We start from the raw sequence: 17455 nt of genomic DNA, 5'->3' as shown, positions 1-17455 counted from the left end.
AAATCAATAATATAGTAGCGATAGGGATTTCAAATACGATGCCAAAGGCAAAAAAGAGTTTCAATACAAAATCGAGGTAAGCGGAGATATCAGTCATCACCTTAATGTCTTCCGGACCCGTTGCCGTAAAGAAGCCAAAGATAAGTGGGAAAACTATGTAGTAAGCAAAAGCAATGCCCAAATAGAACAGCACGATACTCGACCCTAACAAGGGAAAAGCTAAACGCTTCTCTTTCTTATATAGACCCGGAGCAATAAAACTCCAAGCTTGGTGCAATATGAATGGCATACCCAAAAATAGTGCCAGCACCATGGTTAATTTAAATGGTGCCAAAAATGGAGAGGCTACCTGGGTAGCTATCATAGTTGAGCCTTCAGGCAACAAGCTGCGCAACGGATCAGATAAGTATAAGTAGAGATCATTAGCAAAAGGGAACATGCAGGCAAAAAACAACACCACCAAGACTACTGCCTTTAATAACCGGTTACGCAGCTCTATTAAGTGCCCCATTAGGGGTAGTTCGGACTCTTGATCTTTGGTGTAGGCCTTTGTTTCGTTCATACTATATTCCAAAAACGGTTAAGACCCACCAATTGAGGGTTCTTTGGGTTCAGCTTGATTTTCTTGTGCTGCAACTACTGGAGCTTCCATAATATCCGTTTCTGCTTGTAATTCAGCCATTCGACCTTCAATAGCTTTGCGGTTTTCATCAGCCTTTTTACGAATTTCGTCGATCCTTAACTCTTCTTGAATCTCTTTTTGAACACCACCAACGGTGCGCTTTATCTTGCCCACCCACATCCCGACAGTTCGCACCGCAACAGGCATGCGCTCTGGGCCCAGTATTAGCAACCCAATAACAGCCACCAACACTATTTCTGTAAAACCAATGTCAAACATAGAGTCAGCCGTTACTTGTCAGTTTTTTCTGATTCTTTTTCAACAGAAGTGTCTGCAGTAAAACTGGCGTCCTGCTTGTCATTGATAGCTTTTGGCTCTGCTGTGCCATCTTTCATCGCCGACTTAAAGCCCTTGACTGCGTTGCCTAAATCGCCACCAATGTTACGGAGCTTCTTGCTGCCAAATAACAACAAGATAATCGCTAAAACGATCACTAACTGCCAAATACTAATTCCACCCATACCCATACCTTATCTCCTAATAAATAAATTACTGGCCACGATTAGCCTTTTCTACTAAACCCGACAGATCAAACCGACGTTCTAACTCTTGTAACACAGCGGTATGATCTTCACCCAAATGCGATAGCATAACCATACAATGGAACCATAAATCCGCCGTTTCAGCAATAACGTCTTTAGTCGTAGCCAGATTTTGTGCATCTTTCGCGGCCAAAATTACTTCCGTGGTTTCTTCGCCAATTTTTTCTAGTATTTTGTTCAAACCTTTTGCATGCAAGCTGGCTACGTAGGAAGATTCTGGCGCCGCCTGCTTGCGCTCTGCCAACACCAGTTGCAGAGCATTCAACACATCATTCATGATTATAGATCTCCTTTGGGTCTTTAGCTACTGCAACATCTTCGAGCCACTGACCAGCCTCCAAACATTTAAAGAAACAATGGGGGCGGCCCGTATGGCAAGCGATACCACCGATCTGCTCAACTTTTAACAAAACCACATCAGCGTCACAATCTAAATGTAGGCTATGTAACTTTTGCACATGGCCTGATTCTTCACCCTTACGCCATAACTGTGCCCGCGAACGCGACCAATACACTGCCCGCTGCTCGTGTTCAGTTAACAGTAATGACTCTCGATTCATCCAAGCCATCATTAAGACTTGTCCCGTCTGATAGTCTTGGGCAATAGCAGGCACCAAACCTTTGTCGTCCCACTTAATTTGATCCACCCAATGGTCAGCAGACATCAGCGATTACCTCTATTCCACAACACCAGTATACCAACAAGGGTTAGCACCATACTTGCTGGTGCAACCCATACTTGATCCGCCAAGGGTATAGGATGAACCACAGCAGCGCCTATGACCAGGCTTAGGCCAATCAAACCACTCCAATGACCTTTTGGCTTTTGCGCATCTTTGAGGGCAACAGACGCTGCCAGAGGCCGTGCTGACTGCAGCAAAGCATCGTGCACTAAACTCGGTAAATAGGGTAGTTGTTGCGCCAAATCTGGCCATTCTTGTTTCAGTTGCCGATACACCTGCTTAGGACTCATTTGGCGCTTAAACCACTGCTCCAGGATTGGCTGGGCCGTTTCCCAAAGGTTCAATTGTGGGTACAACTCACGACCCAAGCCTTCTATATTAAGCATGGTTTTTTGCAATAGAACCAACTGAGGCTGTACCTGCATATTAAATCGACGGGCCGTTTGAAATAAACCCAACAACACTTGAGCAAAAGAAATTTCTGCCAAAGGTTTTGAAAAGATGGGCTCACTCACACCACGAATTGCACCTTCAAATTCATGCACCTTAGTATCTGCAGGCAACCAGCCACAATCCACATGTAGCTGGGCGATTTGCCGATAGTCACGCTTAAAGAAGGCCAACAATATGCGTGCTAAGTAGGCCTGATCTTCCTGAGTAAGACTACCTACAATGCCAAAATCCACCGCCATATACTGTGGATCATGAGGTAATGTTGGATTTACAAAGATGTTGCCTGGGTGCATGTCGGCGTGAAAAAAGCTGTCACGAAACACTTGCGTGAAGAAAATCTCAACCCCACGCTTGGCCAGTTCTTGTCGACTAATGCCAGCCTTTTCAATGGCTGCAATATCATTCACACGAAGACCGTAAATTCGTTCCTGCACCAACACCGATGGATTGCTTAACTGCCAGTATATTTTGGGGATATACAACAAATTGGAATTTTCAAAATTGCGCCTCAATTGACTGGCGTTGCCCGCCTCGCACTGCAAATCTAGCTCGTCTAAAATAGTCTTTTCGTATTCATCAATGACGTCTTGCAAGCGTAAACGGCGAAGGTCCGCAACCGCGGCATTGATGACTTTTGCCAATAAGCGCATCAGCCGTAAATCGCGCTCAATGGTCAGCCTAATACCTGGGCGTATAATCTTCACAACAACCGATTCACCACTCACTAAACGGGCGCTATGAACTTGTGCAACAGAAGCAGAAGCGAGTGGCTCATCATCAAATTCGGCAAAAGCCTGGCCTACACTTTGCTTCAAGGCTTGCTCTATTAGGCGTTTAGATTGCTGACTGTCAAACGGCGGTACATTATCTAGCAGTGTCGCCAATTGTTCCGCCAAGTCGTCATCCAACATATCCCTGCGAGTAGATAGGAGCTGGCCAAGTTTAACAAACACGGGGCCTAAATCAATCAGCGCTAAGCGGATACGCTGTGAAACTGTACCGCGCACAGGTACTAATAAACGCCACGGCATACACCAAAATATCAGCCGCACTGGCAATGGTAATGCATAGCCTAACAAGGGTAGATCTAAACGATACCGAATGATGACACGAACAATAGAGAAGCCACGGAAAATTGCTTTCATGGGTTGGTTATATTCCCACTACTTACGGCTTAACGCCGTAATGCAAAGCTACAATGCCGCCAGTCATGTTGTGGAATCGACAGTTGATCAACCCTGCCGCTTCCATCATGCCCTTTAAGGTAGCTTGGTCTGGATGCATACGAATAGATTCTGCCAAATAACGATAACTGTCTTCATCATCGGCAATGAGTTTGCCTATTTTTGGCAAAATATTGAAAGAATACGTATCGTAGACTTTGGTAAGTAGCGGGTTATCAGTTTTAGAAAACTCCAATACCAATAATCGTCCACCAGGTTTCAATACCCGCCGCATTGAGGCTAAGGCCTTATCTTTATCAGTAACGTTGCGTAATCCAAAGGCAATGGTAATACAGTCAAAGCTGTCATCAGGAAACGGCAGTGCTTCGGCGTTGGCTTGTACATAACTTACGTTGCCAACGACGCCTTTATCAATTAAACGATCACGTCCAACCTTAATCATAGACTCATTAATATCAGCCAAAATGACTCGACCTTGCGTCCCCACCAGGTCACTGAAGCGCATGGTAAGGTCTCCCGTACCACCGGCTAGATCCAACACCGAATCGCCTGTCCTAACGCCACTCATTTCAATAGTTTGGCGCTTCCACAAGCGATGAATGCCCATAGACATGAGGTCATTCATAACGTCATATTTTGCTGCTACAGAATGAAAAACACCAGCCACTCGGCTTACTTTGTCACCCGTAGGTACTTCTTTAAAACCAAAGTGTGTGGTTGGCTTGGGGCCTTGATCGCTCATGTGCGTGCATGTCCGTTTATAAACTTAGGCTTACGCCCTATGGCCCCATTCTACCTTGCTGCTATGGCCTTGTCGTGGCCTTAATCAAGCTTATTGATTTTCCAGCTCTACTAGGTAATCTACTACTGCTAGCATACCTTCCTTACTACCTGCCAACGTTGCGTTAACCATATACTTGCCGTTTACCAACATCGAAGGCACACCCGTAATTTGAGCTTGGGCAGCTAGGCGATTAGCTTGGCGTAGTTTGTTTTGTAGATCGAAAGAATCATAAGCACTATCAAAATCCGCTTTACTCACGCCATGTTCAGCAAAAAAACTAGCTAAGGCTTGACGATTAGTCATCCGGCGCTCATCAATATGTACCGCATCGTACATCGCTTGGTGGGTCTGTTCTAACACACCTAAGTTTAGGGCAACAAAATAAGCCTTGGCATAGGGTTCCCAGCTGCGGCCAAAAATTACTGGAATAGGCATAAAGGTTACGCCATCAGTTTGCTCACCAGCCCACTTGTGTAGCTGTGGTTCAAAGTTATTACAGTGAGGGCAGGTATAGCCAAAAAACTCATTAACTACCACGGCGTCAGTACGTGATGAGCTAATAGGCTCATCCAACACGACATAATGTATGCCCGCTTGGTAGTCTGCAGCCAAAGCAAATAATGGCAAACTGACTAGGGCGATGATAGCGCCAATTTTTTTCAACATAATATATCTCCTAATTGATCTTGTAAGATTTCATAGTAATGCCTAGGGCTGCATATGCGAGGTCATTTACAGTGTCTTTACTCACGCTTTATCCTGTAAATAAAAAAGGTGGCCTTAGCCACCTTTTTAGTTACCTCATGCACCTATTCAGATAAGCCTTGGACATAGCTCGCTACTGCTTCAATCTCTTTGTCACTCATCAGCGCTGCAACTTGCTGCATCATCATAGCCTGGCCGTTGGTTCGCGTTTCTGTACGGTATGCTTTGAGCTGGGCGATAACATAATCTGCATGCTGTCCACTCAAAGCAGGAAATGCTGCTTGTGCGTTACCAGCTCCAGTTGGTGAATGACAGGCTGAACATGCAGCGACGCCTTTAGCCGCAATCCCTGCACGGTATATTTGACGACCTAGGTCAAGCAATTCAGGGTCAGTTGCGCCAATAGTGACTTTTTGAGCACTATAATAGGCAGCAAGGTCCGCCAAGTCTTGGTCAGTTCGGCCAGTTAGAATGCCACTCATTTGCGGTACACTTCGAGCTCCATCACGAATGTCTATCAGTTGCTTAGTAAGATATAGCTCACCTTGGCCAGCCAGCTTGGGGAAGCTAGGAATCATACTATTACCATCAACGCCGTGGCAACCACCACATACTGCTGCCTTACCTTGTCCTGCTTCAGCGTTTCCACCTGCATAAGAAAAACTCATCCAGCCAAGGCCAATCATCAAACATACAACTAGTTTCTTCATGGGTATTCCCGTAATTTTATAAAATGAACTGTTCAATGGCAGCATTATAAGGGTCAGTTGGCCCGACTTCAATGACACAACACCTGTCTAAGGCGCAGATCGCCTGTTTAGCAGCGTTTATTTTTGTAAAAATAATGTAAAATAGGCGCCAACCTATCAATGATACCCGCTATGACAGTCCAACACCTAAAGTTTCGCTCTGCAAAATTTACTACTAGCGCAAGCAAAGTCAGTGAATGTCCTGAAGATATCGGTTGTGAAGTCGCCTTTGCTGGCCGCTCTAACGCTGGAAAATCTAGCGCCATTAACGCACTCACTCGTAACCCTAGCCTAGCGAGAACTAGTAAAACGCCTGGGCGTACCCAGCTGTTAAACTTTTTTAACCTTAACATTGACTACTGTCGATTGGTGGACTTGCCAGGATACGGCTACGCTAAGGTTCCCGTAGCGATGCAATTAAAGTGGCGCAAGCACCTTAACCAATACTTAGAAGTGCGCCAAAGTCTCTCGGGCTTGGTATTAGTCATGGATATACGCCATCCACTAAAAGAATTTGATCGTATGATCATTGATTGGTGTATTGCCTCAGAACTACCGCTACATTTGCTACTAACCAAAGCAGACAAGCTAAAAAAGAATGGCATCATGAAAGCCAAGATGGAGGTTAACAAAGGTCTACCTGAACACCCAGAGGGTTTGATCAGCATGCAAAGCTTTTCTGCCTCTAAGGGAGATGGTATCGCTGATTTAGAGCGCCAGTTGGTGCTCTGGATGAAGCCCGTTGTTAACGCTAAAGCTGCCACTGAAGAGCCTGATGACAAGGTAACAGTAGATGAAGTGAATGAATTTATTGTTGAGGGACTAAGCCCAAGAGAAGGCTAGTCTTCGTTAGTTTGCATCCATGCCACCACGGCACCCAGAACATGCCATACAAAAAAAACCCTGAAGACCGAGGGGGCGGTGTTCAGGGTGGCATTTTTTTATTATGTTGATAACACTAGCTAACTACATACTCAGATGCTTTTTATTTCATTTAGTTCCACCTAATTTATTTATTTTTGAAATTAATCAAAACTTAATGAGCCTGATCCCAGTTTTCACCCACTCCCACATCAACAATTAGCGGCACTAAAAGCTCTGCAGCTCCTTCCATTGCTGACTTTACTCCCACAATTAGTGCATCTACTTGCGTTGAATCTACCTCAAAAATTAATTCGTCGTGCACCTGCATTGTCATACGTGCATGCAAACCACTAGACCCTAGCCACTCATCTACCTTGATCATCGCACGCTTGATAATGTCTGCTGCAGTACCTTGCATCGGAGCATTAATGGCCGTTCTTTCAGATGCTTGACGGGCAATGGCATTGCGCGCTTGAATGTCTGGCAAATACAGCCTGCGGCCATAAATAGTTTCTACATAACCTTGCTCAGCAGCTTTTTCTTTGGTTTGATCCATGTATTCTTGCACCCTCGGATAGCGCGCAAAATAACGGCCTATATAATCTTGGCTCTGGGCCCGGCTAATCCCCAGTTGCTTAGCCAAGCCAAACGCTGACATGCCATAAATTAAACCAAAATTAATGGCTTTGGCACTGCGTCGCTGGTCACCAGTTACTTGGTCAACAGTCACTCCAAACACCTCTGCTGCAGTAGCCTTGTGTACATCCTGACCAGCGGCAAAAGCATTTAACAAGCCTTCATCTTTAGAAAGATGGGCCATAATGCGCAATTCTATTTGTGAATAATCCGCTGCCACCATCACTTGGCCCTTAGGCACAATGAACGCCTGTCTTATTTGGCGGCCTTCGCTGCTGCGGATGGGAATGTTTTGCAAATTCGGATCACTAGAGGACAGACGCCCTGTGGCTGCCACCGCCTGATGGTAAGACGTATGAATACGCCCAGTAGCAGGGTTTATTTCTAGGGGCAGCTTATCTGTATAGGTTGATTTTAATTTACTGAGGCTGCGGTATTCCAACAGCAATTTCGGCAGCTCATGTTCTTGAGCTAACTCTTTCAACACCGCTTCTGCTGTTGATGGTTTTCCTTTAGGGGTTTTTTTAGTCACTGGAATGCCCAATTTTTCGTACAAGATCGCACCCAACTGCTGGGTTGATGACAAGTTAAAGACTTCCCCTGCAACTTCATAGGCTTGACGTTCTAGTTCTATTAGCCGCTTACCAAGGACCTGACTTTGCTCACCCAGCACCTTGGCATCAACCAAAGCGCCAATACGCTCCATACGTGACAACACTGTAACTAGCGGCCGCTCTATGGTGTCATAAACCGAGGCTAGTTCTGGCTCTAAGGCTAAACAGTCAGAAAAATACTGCGCCAGCCTTAGTGTAATGTCTGCGTCTTCAGCAGCATAGGGTCCAGCTTGCTCTATATCTATTTGGTTAAACGTAAGTTGTTTAACGCCTTTGCCGGCAATATCCGTATATCTAACAGTTTGATAGTCAAGGTAGTGTTGCGCCAAGGCGTCCATATTATGGCGACTGGCAGTAGAGTTCAGCACGTAAGATTGCACCATGCTATCAATTATTTGCGCCCGCCAGGTGATGTCATAATTGGCTAAAACGTTGATGTCATATTTTAAATTTTGCCCACAAATAACTTGTCTAGAGTCTTCTAACAAAGGCTTTATGGCTGCAATAAGGTCTGGCCGGCTAATTTGTTCTGGCGCACCCACATAGTCGTGGCCACAAGGCACATATACCGCCGTACCTGCCTCTACGCACAATGAAATCCCCACCAATTGAGCTTCCATGTAGTTAAGGCTAGTGGTTTCCGTATCAAAGGCAAATACAGAGGCCTCTCTGCAGGCTTTTAGCCATGGTTTCAGTTCAGCCAAAGTGGCGATTGTGCTGTACTGCTTAGTGGTCACAACTGCAGGAATAGGCGCTGCTATCTTAGGTTTGGCATCCGCTAGGGGTATAACATTAGAAATGCCCTGCCCCTGAGTCAACGCCTTAGGCAGACTGCTTGCAGTCACTCCATCTTGAATCAACACATTGGCCCATGACCTAAATTCCAAATCTTGGTACAAAGCCAACAATGCTGCCTGGTCTACTGGTTTAGGTGCCATTTGATCTAGCGCTTGTTCCAACTCTACATCTAACTTAATGGTGGTTAGTGCCTGGGAAAGGGGCAAGAACTCGAGGGCATTGCGTAGCTTTTCACCGATTTTTCCACCAATTTCATGGGCATTTTTCATCAGCTTCTCTAACGTATCGTAAGTCGCCAACCACTTCACTGCCGTCTTGGGGCCGGCTCCTGGCACTCCCGGTATGTTGTCTGCTGTATCGCCAACAATTGCTAAATAATCAATGATCTGATCTGGCCTTACGCCAAACTTTGCTACCACGCCCTCTTCATTGAGGTAGGTATTGGTCATGGTATTCACTAGGCCAACATGAGGGCTCACAAGCTGAGCCATGTCCTTATCTCCAGTGGATATTAGCGTATCAATGCCCTGAGCCGTAGCTTGTGCAGCTAAAGTGCCAATAACATCGTCAGCCTCCACGCCTGAGATCATCAACAGTGGCAGGCCCATGGCCTTAATGATTTGATGTATTGGCTCTATTTGTGGGCGCATGTCATCAGGCATAGGTGGCCTATGGGCTTTATATTCTGCATACATTTCATTACGAAATGTTGGCCCCTTGGCATCAAATACCACTACAATATTAGCATTGGTGTAATCCTTCGCTAGACTACGCATCATATTCACCACGCCCTTAATGGCGCCCGTAGGCATACCTTTACTGTTATTCAACGGCGGCATCGCATGGTATGCCCTAAACAGATAGGATGAACCATCTACCAATACAACAGGGGTGGAAAGTTTTGCAGTCATGATGTCTTCTCAAACGAATCTTGGTGGGTGCTTATGGTTTAAATAATACCATAATGGAGCACCCTAAACTTGAATTGAAGTCTCTCTCGGCGTACTATTTGCAGCCGATTCAATGACCACATTAAGTTTTATAAAGTAGTAATCTTATGGCCGTATACACCCACCTTAGCAGTGCCCAAATTAGCGCTTACATTGCTCCATTTAGCCTAGGCGACTTGGTGGACTTTAAAGGCATTAGTGGTGGCATTGAAAACACCAACTATTTCGTTACCACTCAGCTAAAGGGTCAACCACAGCAGGATTTTGTGCTCACACTATTTGAGGACCTCAGTTATGACGAAATGCCCTACTTTGTTGACTTAACAGAGCACTTGGTGGCCCATAATGTTACTGTTCCCGCGCCCTTCCGGGACAAGGACGGTAGAGCTTTGAGCCTATTGGCTAATAAACCAGCATTATTATTCCCTCGATTTGCAGGCGATCACTTGGCCCGATCAGAAATTGGGGTAAGCCAATGCGCCGTCATGGGCCGTGAGTTAGCTCGTTTACATGTGGCTGGTCAAGAGTTTGCTAAAGTCCGCCATAGCCACCGTGGCCAAAAATGGTGGAGTGAGTTAGGCCCTAGAGCTGCGAAATGTATTGATGGAGAAGGTGCAACCATGCTGATGATGGCCATTGGACAGTACGATGCCATGGTGGCGCAGCAACCAGATTTACCTATGGGAGTGGTACATGGTGATTTATTTCACGACAACGCACTGTTCAACCAAGGTCAGCTTAGCGCCACTATTGATGTGTACAACGCCAGTAATGACTACTTATTGTTTGATGTAGCCGTCACCGTAAATGACTGGTGTATAGCTCCCGATGGCAGCATCTCCCCACGTCTATATGACTCGTTTTTACAAGCTTATGCTGAGGTGCGTGCATTTAACCCCGCAGAACAGCAGTACTGGAACGCCATGCTAGTGGCAGCAGCTATGCGCTTTTGGCTGTCTCGCTTAGAAACCTACCACGGCTTAGATGCTCATCAGCGCGAGGACGGCGTTACCGTACTTAAAGACCCCAATGTATTTCGGGATATCTTAAGCCACCGGATGCAACAATTTCAGCAACTGCCATAGCTATTGGTAACATTTCACTTATCTGCACCACAGCTTAATACAGCCTTCTGAAGTTCGTTCACATAACCGATTAGGGAATCGCTATTAGTTGCTAAAATATCAATTGTGATGCGATCTATACTAGGACTGAGGACAGCATTTACAAGCTTAGGCCTAACCTCGTGGTCTATCAAAACACAGGCCACTTTCTGCTCTTGTGCAAGTTGAGCAATAGTAGCTAACTGCTTGGCTCCTGGTGGCTGATCATCAGCACCAGTAAAACTAGCCAAGTGTTGTAGTCCAAAATATCCCTCAAACCCACCAATGCCATCGTGGTAAACTAAATAGCCTTGATTTTTTTGAGTTAATGTAAACTGATGTGCAAGTAGTTGCTGCTTTAATTTATTCATCTGGTTGAGCCATGCATCACTATCCCAGTCTTTGCCCATGCGTAGGCTTAGTTGCTGTAACCCTTGCAACAAATATTCAGGACTTGTCCATGGGTGCTGGCCATACTCTAACGCCAGTTGCCCTTGGTTAATAATAAATTGTTGGTGATCTGGTATTTGCGCCATCACTTTGGCTAAGTATGGTTCTACCTTGGGCCCAAGCCAAACCACAAGCTCTGCTCCTTGCAGACGACGAATATGACTAGGCTTTAGGCTAAAATCATGGGGCGAGACATTGGCAGGCAATAGTGGCAGACGAACATCCCCTGTCACCTCTTTGACTATTAGAGAAAGGGCCTGCGTACTGGGTAAAATACTTACGGCATCTGATGCACTGGTGCCTGAGCACCAGACAGTAAACAACAATAGCATTTGAGCGGCAAAACGCACAGTAAACAACATAATAGTGACCATTTGTTAGAGAGTATTCGAAATCTGCGCGCATGTTATGTTATATTATAACAATAATCAAACTATGAAGATATTCTAATGCAAGCTACAGCATTTTCACCCCACGACCATACTCACTGTATTAGTAGCGCCATAAGCCATGCTCAAAGCCTATGTGCTAACCGTGGCGTAAGACTCACCCCTGTGCGCCAACGAGTGCTCGAATTGGTATGGCAGAGCCATCAACCGATCGGTGCCTATGAGTTGTTAGCCAGTTTAGCTAAGGAGGGCTTTAATTCGGCACCACCTACCGTGTATCGTGCCCTTGAGTTTTTAAGTGATCAAGATTTGTTACATAAATTAGAAAGTGTTAATGCCTATGTGGGCTGCTGTAATCCAGACACACCACATCAAGGGCACTTCCTGCTCTGCCAAATCTGCCATCAAGCCCAAGAGCTGGACAGTCAATACATTACCTTAGCCCTTAAACTTAGTGCCGATCAGCATGGTTTTGAAATACAACACCACACCATTGAGATTGTGGGCACCTGCCAAGGCTGTCTGGACAAGTCAAAAACGCCGGAGTCAGTCCTATGAGTGAAGTTTTGCTCTCAGCCACAAACCTAGGTGTAAAGCGTGGCAACAGGTGGCTTATTAAAGATGTAAACATTTCTCTAGCAGCAGGCCAAATCACTACCGTGATTGGCCCTAATGGGGCTGGAAAATCTACCTTAGTTCGTAGCTTACTAAAATTGATTAACACCACTAGCGGAGACATTAGCGCCATAAAGGGACTACGTATTGGCTACATGCCCCAGAAGCTAAAACTGGAAGATACCTTACCGCTAACGGTGGCTCGCTTTTTAGATTTGGGTCGCCATAAACAACACCAGCTGAGCCCCCAACTGTGGCACAATCTGTTACATGAATGTCGCACCGAAAAGCTCCTCAATCGCCCCATGCAACAGCTTTCCGGCGGTGAAACACAAAGGGTGCTATTGTTACGGGCCCTACTGCGAAGACCCCATCTATTGGTATTAGACGAACCAGTTCAAGGTGTAGACGTTACTGGCCAAGTGTCTTTGTATAACCTTATTGGCGAGGTGCGGAATATTTTAGGCTGTGGCATCCTTATGGTTTCCCACGACTTACACCTAGTGATGGCAGCAACAGATCAAGTGATTTGTCTAAACCAACACATTTGCTGCTCTGGGCACCCTGAACAAGTGACTCAAGATCCTGCATTTACAGATTTATTTGGCCCCCAAGGCGCTGGTAATTTGGCCTTGTATAACCATCAGCATAATCACCACCACACCAGCCATGGCGACATTATTGCGGGCCAACACAACGAGGACTGTGATCATGGCTGATTTTCTATTATGGGCGTGGCTAGGCGGATTAATGATTGCTGCCATTGCTGGGCCTTTAGGATCTTTTATGGTGTGGCGAAGAATGGCCTATTTTGGCGATACTCTTGCCCATGCAGCTCTTCTAGGGGTTGCTTTAGGTTTATTGTTACACGTAAACATTAGCCTAGCAGTGGTGCTGGTATGTTTGTTGTTGGCCATATTACTCAGCACACTAATGCATAAGCGGATTATTGCAACAGATACCTTGTTGGGTATCCTCTCCCATGCTAGCTTGTCTCTTGGACTTGTAAGCTTGAGCCTTTTTGATCATCAGAACATTGATTTAATGGGTTTTTTATTCGGTGACTTACTAGCCATTGGTCAACAAGACCTCATGTGGATCGCCTTAGCCTGCGCTCTCGTCTTAGGTATATTGGTATGGATATGGAAACCTTTATTGTCCATTACGGTGAACGAAGAATTAGCTCAAGTTGAGGGCATTAACGTGGCTTGGATGCGTACCTTGCTGATGCTGTTGGTAGCTGTGGTAATTGCTGTGGCGATGAAAGTGGTTGGCGTTTTACTAATTACTTCGCTATTGATTATACCTGCCGCTGCAGCCCGCCGCTTGTCCGATTCACCAGAGCAAATGGCGCTGCTTGCCAGCTTACTTGGCATGTTAGCCGTAAGCGGTGGTTTGGCTTTGTCTTGGTTTTACGACACCCCTGCTGGCCCCTCTATAGTGGTCATCGCCAGCGCTCTGTTCTTTTTGTTGTTTAGTTTCCCTCGTTCATTTAGTTCGTCTTAACAGTGAGTAAAAATAGACGACTCGAATACGCACCCAGGGCAAAGCATATGGGGCAGCTTTGGCATCTTGCTTGGCCCTTGATCATCTCCAACATAAGTGTGCCTTTGTTGGGTTTGGTAGACACGGCCGTCATGGGTCATTTAGATGACGCCCGTTATTTAGGTGCGGTTGCTTTAGGCGCTACGTTGTTATCATTTATCTACTGGGCCTTTGGCTTTTTACGTATGGGCACCGTAGGTCTTACGGCACAAGCCCATGGCGCCAGAGATAACCAACGCTTAATGCAGCTGTTGTTGATGCCAGGTCTTTTTGCTTTGGCCATTGGTGTGGCTATTATGGCATTACAGAACTGGCTAATCCCTTTGGGTGTATCTCTCATGGGCGCCAGCACTCAAGTGTCTGCATTAGCTCAAGAGTATCTCACCATACGTATTTATAGCGCCCCAGCAGTGCTGATCACCTATGTCTGTTTGGGATGGTTGTTGGGCCGCCAAGATAGTCGTAGTCCATTGGTTTTGCTGGTGGTGACTAACGTCAGCAATATCTGCTTTAATCTGTTGTTTGTTATTGGTTTTGATATGACCAGTGCAGGCGTAGCATGGGGCAGTTTGTTGGCCGATTATTGTGGTCTTTTATTAGCATTGGTTTTAGTTTGGCGCCACTTAGCTCGATTTGATCAGCAATTCCAACTGCAATGGCGTACGTTTTCACCTTTGGCTAAGCGGCTGATGCGCCTCAACAGCTACCTGTTTGTACGAACCTTAATGCTATTGTTCGCTTTTGCCTTTATCACCTCCCAAAGCGCCCGTATGGGGGATGATGTATTGGCCGCCAATACGCTGTTATTACAGTATGTAACCTTACTTGCTTATGCTTTGGATGGCTTTGCTTTTGCTATTGAGGCGGCTTGTGGAGAAGCCTTGGGAGCCAATAAAAGGCGCCGGTTTTATCAGCTATGTAATGCCGCAGCCATTTATTCCATAATGGTAGCTGTAGCTGCAACCCTTGGTTTTTGGTTCCTCAGCGATGCTTTTATCAACATGCTCACCACCTTAGAGAGTGTGCGGCAAATTGCTAATGACCATGCGTTTTGGGTGATGTGGGTACCGATCATCAGTGTGTGGAGTTACTTGTTTGATGGCATTTTTGTTGGCGCTGCCCAAGCTCAGGCCATGTTTTACTCAGTGCTTGCCAGCCTAGGAGCCCTCCTGCCCCTTTGGTACCTATTAGAACCTTGGGGGAATAATGGCCTGTGGTGGGCATTCTTAGGCTTTTGTGGCGTTAGAGCACTGGTAGCCTTGGCTGGCTACCTCTGGTTAAGTCACAAACAAGCCTGGTTCATTACCACCTAAACTAGCCTCAATTACTGTAATTTAAGCACTTGCGGCTCAACTTCTTGAACTGCGGCAGACTCTTTGTGGTTAACCCTTGTGATCATTTCCTGCCTTGTTGATGCGCTTTGTCCCATGCGTTCTTCATGCCCGCAAGTAACACAGTCTCTCAATTGTTCATCCACCTCACCCTGCTCCGGAATATGGATACGCACACTGTCTTGGGCACCACACTTTGGGCACACGATGCCTGCAATAAATCTAACTTTCATAACTTGCTCCCTTGCTTACTCCCTGTTTGTCTCCAGGGGCCAAACCTTTACTAAGCATTAACGCGGCTACGCTCGGTTTACGGCCCATGAACTGGGTGAACAGATCCATAGCATCGCGACTGCCTCCCTGACCAGTGATGTCTGACCATAGCGAAGCACCCGTGTTTGCGTTAAAAATGCCTTCGTCTTCAAAGCGACTAAAGACGTCTGCTGCCAACACTTCTGCCCACAAATAGCTATAGTAACCAGAGGCATAACCACCAGCGAAAACATGGGCAAAGCCGTGTTGAAAACGATTCCACTGAGGCGCCTTTATAACCGCAACTTCTTCTCGCACTGAATTTAACACTGATTGTATAGACTGAGGAGCGCTAGGGTCGTAATTCATGTGCAATCGCAAATCAAACAACGCAAATTCCAGTTGACGCATTACAAACATGCCCGCTTGGAAGTTTTTAGCTGCTAACATTTTTTGTAACAGGTCTTCTGGCAAAGCTGCACCTGTTTGGTAATGCTTAGCAAACAAACGCAGAGACTCTTCACGCCAACACCAGTTTTCTAATAATTGGCTTGGTAATTCCACAGCGTCCCATGCCACTCCATTGATGCCGGCAACACCTGCAACGTCAATATTGGTCATCATGTGGTGCAACCCATGGCCAAACTCGTGAAACAGTGTGGTCACTTCTCCATGAGTTAGTAAGGCTGGTTTACCTCCCACAGGGGGGGCAAAGTTGCATACTAGGTAAGCCACAGGCAATTGCAACTCACCGTTGGCTTTGAACTGACGATTACGACATTCGTCCATCCAAGCACCACCACGTTTTTGGTCTCGTGCATAAAGATCGAAATAGAAGTATCCAATGGCTTTACCTTGATAACCCACTTGGTAAAAACCAACGTCTTCGTGCCACGTGCTAATACCTTTACAGGATGTCACTTCGACGCCATAAATACGCTGCACTACATTAAATAGCCCTGCCTGCACTTGTGGTAGTGCGAAATAAGGCTTTAGCTCTTCTTGGGATAAGTGGTAACGGTTTTGGCGCAATTTTTCGCTGTAATAGGCCACGTCCCATGCTGCAAGTGGAGTTGCCCCACCTTCTTTGGTAGCGAATTTCTGTAGCTGGCGCATGTCTGCTTCGGCTTGTGGTTTGCAACCTTTAGCGAGATCTAATAAAAACACTTCAACAGCTCGCCCAGAATCTGCCATTTTTGTGGCTATAGAATAATCAGCATAGTGATCAAAACCTACAAGGTTAGCCACCTTATGGCGCAAATCCACCAGTTCTTCCATTACCTGACTGTTATCAAACTGCCCCCCTTGGGGGCCTTGATCTGACGCGCGGGTATTGAAGGCTTGATACATTTCTTGTCTAAGCTCACGTTGGTCTGCAAAGGTCATGACCGAGTGGTAACAGGAAAAATCGAGTTTTAATAAGTAACCTTCTAAAGCCTTAGCTTTAGCTGCCTCTTGGGCCTGCTGCAAAGCAGACTCTGGCAATCCTAGTAAGCGATCACTATCAATAATATGCTTATACCAAAACTCTGTGGCATCCATAAGCTGATTTGAAAACCGTGTAGAGAGTTCTGCCATTTGTTGTTTTAACTGGCCATATTCGATCTTCTGTTGTGAATTTAATGCGACACCTGCAAGTTTAAAATCTCTAATCTGAAGCTTCACAAACTGCTGTTGGGGTTGGCTTAGGTGGCTAAATTCCTCACCCTCTTGCAAGCCCACGAAAGCTAAATATAAAGCCTTATTCTGTCCCATCTGCGTGACATAGGCAGTAAGCTTTGGCAAACACTCATCAAAGGCCATTCGTATGTCGTCTTTATTACTTACACCATGCAAATGGCTTAATGGCCCCCAGAGCTGGCTGATCTCATCATCCAACTGTTCCAGTGTCGGTACCAGCTGTTTATAGCTTAAGTCTGCTTGGTTATTCAGAAGTTGGTCAATTGTTTGCTGGTTATGTGCCAGCTTTTTATCCAGAGTTGCAGCCAATCCAGCTGGGTCCATTGTAGAAAAATTTGGCAGTAATAATGCATCTTGCAAAGAAAGGACAGTCATAGCGTCTCGTCGATTGTTTTGTATCTTAGTGAGGTTATAATAGTGCCTCTTTTAGTAATACCCAACGCTTT

General features: G+C 45.9%; 19 protein-coding genes (1 of these 19 only partly in view). 6 read left to right on the top strand and 13 right to left on the bottom strand.

The features are described 5' to 3' along the window. From tatC to ABXT70_RS00170, 9 genes are all read right to left on the bottom strand, one after another. A protein-coding gene (gene tatC / locus ABXT70_RS00210) for a twin-arginine translocase subunit TatC (protein WP_443641171.1) crosses the window boundary here: on the bottom strand, positions 1-562 show its 5' portion. 230 nt of this gene lie to the left of the window's left edge; only the first 562 of its 792 coding nucleotides appear in the window; it begins with the start codon at positions 560-562; its stop codon lies beyond the left edge, outside the window. Positions 563-580: 18 nt separating this feature from the next. Beyond that, positions 581-901, bottom strand: a complete 321-nt coding sequence (tatB, locus tag ABXT70_RS00205; RefSeq protein ID WP_443641170.1) for a Sec-independent protein translocase protein TatB — start codon at positions 899-901, stop codon at positions 581-583. An 11-nt stretch (positions 902-912) separates the two neighbouring features. Further along, entirely contained in the window at positions 913-1149 is a 237-nt protein-coding gene (gene tatA, locus ABXT70_RS00200) for a Sec-independent protein translocase subunit TatA (RefSeq protein WP_443641169.1), read from the bottom strand. A 22-nt stretch (positions 1150-1171) separates the two neighbouring features. Continuing rightward, complete coding sequence (locus ABXT70_RS00195) at positions 1172-1501, bottom strand: phosphoribosyl-ATP diphosphatase (protein ID WP_443641168.1); 330 nt, start codon at positions 1499-1501, stop codon at positions 1172-1174. Further along, positions 1494-1889 (bottom strand): phosphoribosyl-AMP cyclohydrolase, encoded by a 396-nt coding sequence (gene hisI / locus ABXT70_RS00190; RefSeq protein WP_443641167.1) that lies wholly within the window; start codon positions 1887-1889, stop codon positions 1494-1496. Before hisI ends, ABXT70_RS00195 begins: the two co-directional genes overlap by 8 nt. Beyond that, complete coding sequence (gene ubiB / locus ABXT70_RS00185; protein ID WP_443641166.1) at positions 1889-3505, bottom strand: ubiquinone biosynthesis regulatory protein kinase UbiB; 1617 nt, start codon at positions 3503-3505, stop codon at positions 1889-1891. The genes hisI and ubiB overlap by 1 nt, the downstream gene beginning before the upstream one ends. Before the next feature lie 22 nt (positions 3506-3527). Further along, a complete protein-coding gene (ubiE, locus tag ABXT70_RS00180; protein WP_443641165.1) occupies positions 3528-4286 on the bottom strand; it encodes a bifunctional demethylmenaquinone methyltransferase/2-methoxy-6-polyprenyl-1,4-benzoquinol methylase UbiE in 759 nt (252 codons plus the stop codon). Positions 4287-4376: 90 nt separating this feature from the next. Further along, a complete protein-coding gene (locus tag ABXT70_RS00175) occupies positions 4377-4994 on the bottom strand; it encodes a thiol:disulfide interchange protein DsbA/DsbL (RefSeq protein WP_443641164.1) in 618 nt (205 codons plus the stop codon). 143 nt (positions 4995-5137) lie between these two features. Beyond that, positions 5138-5743, bottom strand: coding sequence for a c-type cytochrome (locus ABXT70_RS00170; RefSeq protein WP_443641163.1), 606 nt, complete (start codon positions 5741-5743; stop codon positions 5138-5140). A gap of 171 nt (positions 5744-5914) precedes the next feature. On the opposite strand from ABXT70_RS00170, the gene yihA reads away from it, so the two are divergent. After that, positions 5915-6625, top strand: a complete 711-nt coding sequence (gene yihA / locus ABXT70_RS00165) for a ribosome biogenesis GTP-binding protein YihA/YsxC (RefSeq protein WP_443641162.1) — start codon at positions 5915-5917, stop codon at positions 6623-6625. A gap of 193 nt (positions 6626-6818) precedes the next feature. Here yihA and polA read toward each other — a convergent pair whose 3' ends face one another. Next, the gene (gene polA / locus ABXT70_RS00160) at positions 6819-9605 is read right to left on the bottom strand and encodes a DNA polymerase I (protein ID WP_443641161.1); all 2787 of its coding nucleotides are present in this window, start codon (positions 9603-9605) and stop codon (positions 6819-6821) included. Positions 9606-9751: 146 nt separating this feature from the next. Here polA and ABXT70_RS00155 point away from each other — a divergent pair, with 146 nt between their 5' ends. Further along, complete coding sequence (locus ABXT70_RS00155; protein ID WP_443641160.1) at positions 9752-10729, top strand: homoserine kinase; 978 nt, start codon at positions 9752-9754, stop codon at positions 10727-10729. 14 nt (positions 10730-10743) lie between these two features. Here ABXT70_RS00155 and ABXT70_RS00150 read toward each other — a convergent pair whose 3' ends face one another. Beyond that, complete coding sequence (locus ABXT70_RS00150; RefSeq protein WP_443641159.1) at positions 10744-11559, bottom strand: metal ABC transporter solute-binding protein, Zn/Mn family; 816 nt, start codon at positions 11557-11559, stop codon at positions 10744-10746. An 87-nt stretch (positions 11560-11646) separates the two neighbouring features. On the opposite strand from ABXT70_RS00150, the gene ABXT70_RS00145 reads away from it, so the two are divergent. From ABXT70_RS00145 to ABXT70_RS00130, 4 genes are read left to right on the top strand one after another with little or no spacing between them, the layout of a single operon-like run. Beyond that, on the top strand, positions 11647-12144 hold the full coding sequence (locus ABXT70_RS00145; protein ID WP_443641158.1) for a Fur family transcriptional regulator: 498 nt from the start codon (positions 11647-11649) through the stop codon (positions 12142-12144). Next, a complete protein-coding gene (gene znuC, locus ABXT70_RS00140; RefSeq protein WP_443641157.1) occupies positions 12141-12920 on the top strand; it encodes a zinc ABC transporter ATP-binding protein ZnuC in 780 nt (259 codons plus the stop codon). Before ABXT70_RS00145 ends, znuC begins: the two co-directional genes overlap by 4 nt. Then, entirely contained in the window at positions 12913-13707 is a 795-nt protein-coding gene (gene znuB, locus ABXT70_RS00135) for a zinc ABC transporter permease subunit ZnuB (RefSeq protein WP_443641156.1), read from the top strand. The genes znuC and znuB overlap by 8 nt, the downstream gene beginning before the upstream one ends. A 47-nt stretch (positions 13708-13754) precedes the next feature. After that, complete coding sequence (locus tag ABXT70_RS00130) at positions 13755-15059, top strand: MATE family efflux transporter (protein WP_443641155.1); 1305 nt, start codon at positions 13755-13757, stop codon at positions 15057-15059. Between the two features lie 11 nt (positions 15060-15070). On the opposite strand, the gene ABXT70_RS00125 is transcribed toward ABXT70_RS00130, so the two are convergent. Further along, complete coding sequence (locus tag ABXT70_RS00125) at positions 15071-15310, bottom strand: YheV family putative metal-binding protein (protein WP_443641154.1); 240 nt, start codon at positions 15308-15310, stop codon at positions 15071-15073. Beyond that, on the bottom strand, positions 15300-17384 hold the full coding sequence (locus tag ABXT70_RS00120; RefSeq protein ID WP_443641153.1) for a M3 family metallopeptidase: 2085 nt from the start codon (positions 17382-17384) through the stop codon (positions 15300-15302). The genes ABXT70_RS00125 and ABXT70_RS00120 overlap by 11 nt, the downstream gene beginning before the upstream one ends. Between the last annotated feature and the right edge of the window lie 71 nt (positions 17385-17455).

Source organism: Candidatus Njordibacter sp. Uisw_039, from assembly GCF_047730075.1.
GTDB lineage: Bacteria > Pseudomonadota > Gammaproteobacteria > Pseudomonadales > Balneatricaceae > Njordibacter.
Note: the sequence above shows the minus strand (reverse complement) of the source record. Positions and strands in the feature narration are given on the sequence as shown.

Coding starts and splice junctions, on each gene's coding strand:
- znuB (WP_443641156.1), top strand. CDS start 12,913: ATGGCTGATTTTCTATTATGGGCGTGGCTAGGCGGATTAATGATTGCT.
- ABXT70_RS00195 (WP_443641168.1), bottom strand. CDS start 1,501: ATGAATGATGTGTTGAATGCTCTGCAACTGGTGTTGGCAGAGCGCAAG.
- polA (WP_443641161.1), bottom strand. CDS start 9,605: ATGACTGCAAAACTTTCCACCCCTGTTGTATTGGTAGATGGTTCATCC.
- znuC (WP_443641157.1), top strand. CDS start 12,141: ATGAGTGAAGTTTTGCTCTCAGCCACAAACCTAGGTGTAAAGCGTGGC.
- ABXT70_RS00130 (WP_443641155.1), top strand. CDS start 13,755: ATGGGGCAGCTTTGGCATCTTGCTTGGCCCTTGATCATCTCCAACATA.
- ubiE (WP_443641165.1), bottom strand. CDS start 4,286: ATGAGCGATCAAGGCCCCAAGCCAACCACACACTTTGGTTTTAAAGAA.
- ubiB (WP_443641166.1), bottom strand. CDS start 3,505: ATGAAAGCAATTTTCCGTGGCTTCTCTATTGTTCGTGTCATCATTCGG.
- ABXT70_RS00175 (WP_443641164.1), bottom strand. CDS start 4,994: ATGTTGAAAAAAATTGGCGCTATCATCGCCCTAGTCAGTTTGCCATTA.
- tatA (WP_443641169.1), bottom strand. CDS start 1,149: ATGGGTATGGGTGGAATTAGTATTTGGCAGTTAGTGATCGTTTTAGCG.
- ABXT70_RS00125 (WP_443641154.1), bottom strand. CDS start 15,310: ATGAAAGTTAGATTTATTGCAGGCATCGTGTGCCCAAAGTGTGGTGCC.
- ABXT70_RS00155 (WP_443641160.1), top strand. CDS start 9,752: ATGGCCGTATACACCCACCTTAGCAGTGCCCAAATTAGCGCTTACATT.
- ABXT70_RS00150 (WP_443641159.1), bottom strand. CDS start 11,559: ATGTTGTTTACTGTGCGTTTTGCCGCTCAAATGCTATTGTTGTTTACT.
- ABXT70_RS00120 (WP_443641153.1), bottom strand. CDS start 17,384: ATGACTGTCCTTTCTTTGCAAGATGCATTATTACTGCCAAATTTTTCT.
- yihA (WP_443641162.1), top strand. CDS start 5,915: ATGACAGTCCAACACCTAAAGTTTCGCTCTGCAAAATTTACTACTAGC.
- tatB (WP_443641170.1), bottom strand. CDS start 901: ATGTTTGACATTGGTTTTACAGAAATAGTGTTGGTGGCTGTTATTGGG.
- hisI (WP_443641167.1), bottom strand. CDS start 1,889: ATGTCTGCTGACCATTGGGTGGATCAAATTAAGTGGGACGACAAAGGT.
- ABXT70_RS00170 (WP_443641163.1), bottom strand. CDS start 5,743: ATGAAGAAACTAGTTGTATGTTTGATGATTGGCCTTGGCTGGATGAGT.
- ABXT70_RS00145 (WP_443641158.1), top strand. CDS start 11,647: ATGCAAGCTACAGCATTTTCACCCCACGACCATACTCACTGTATTAGT.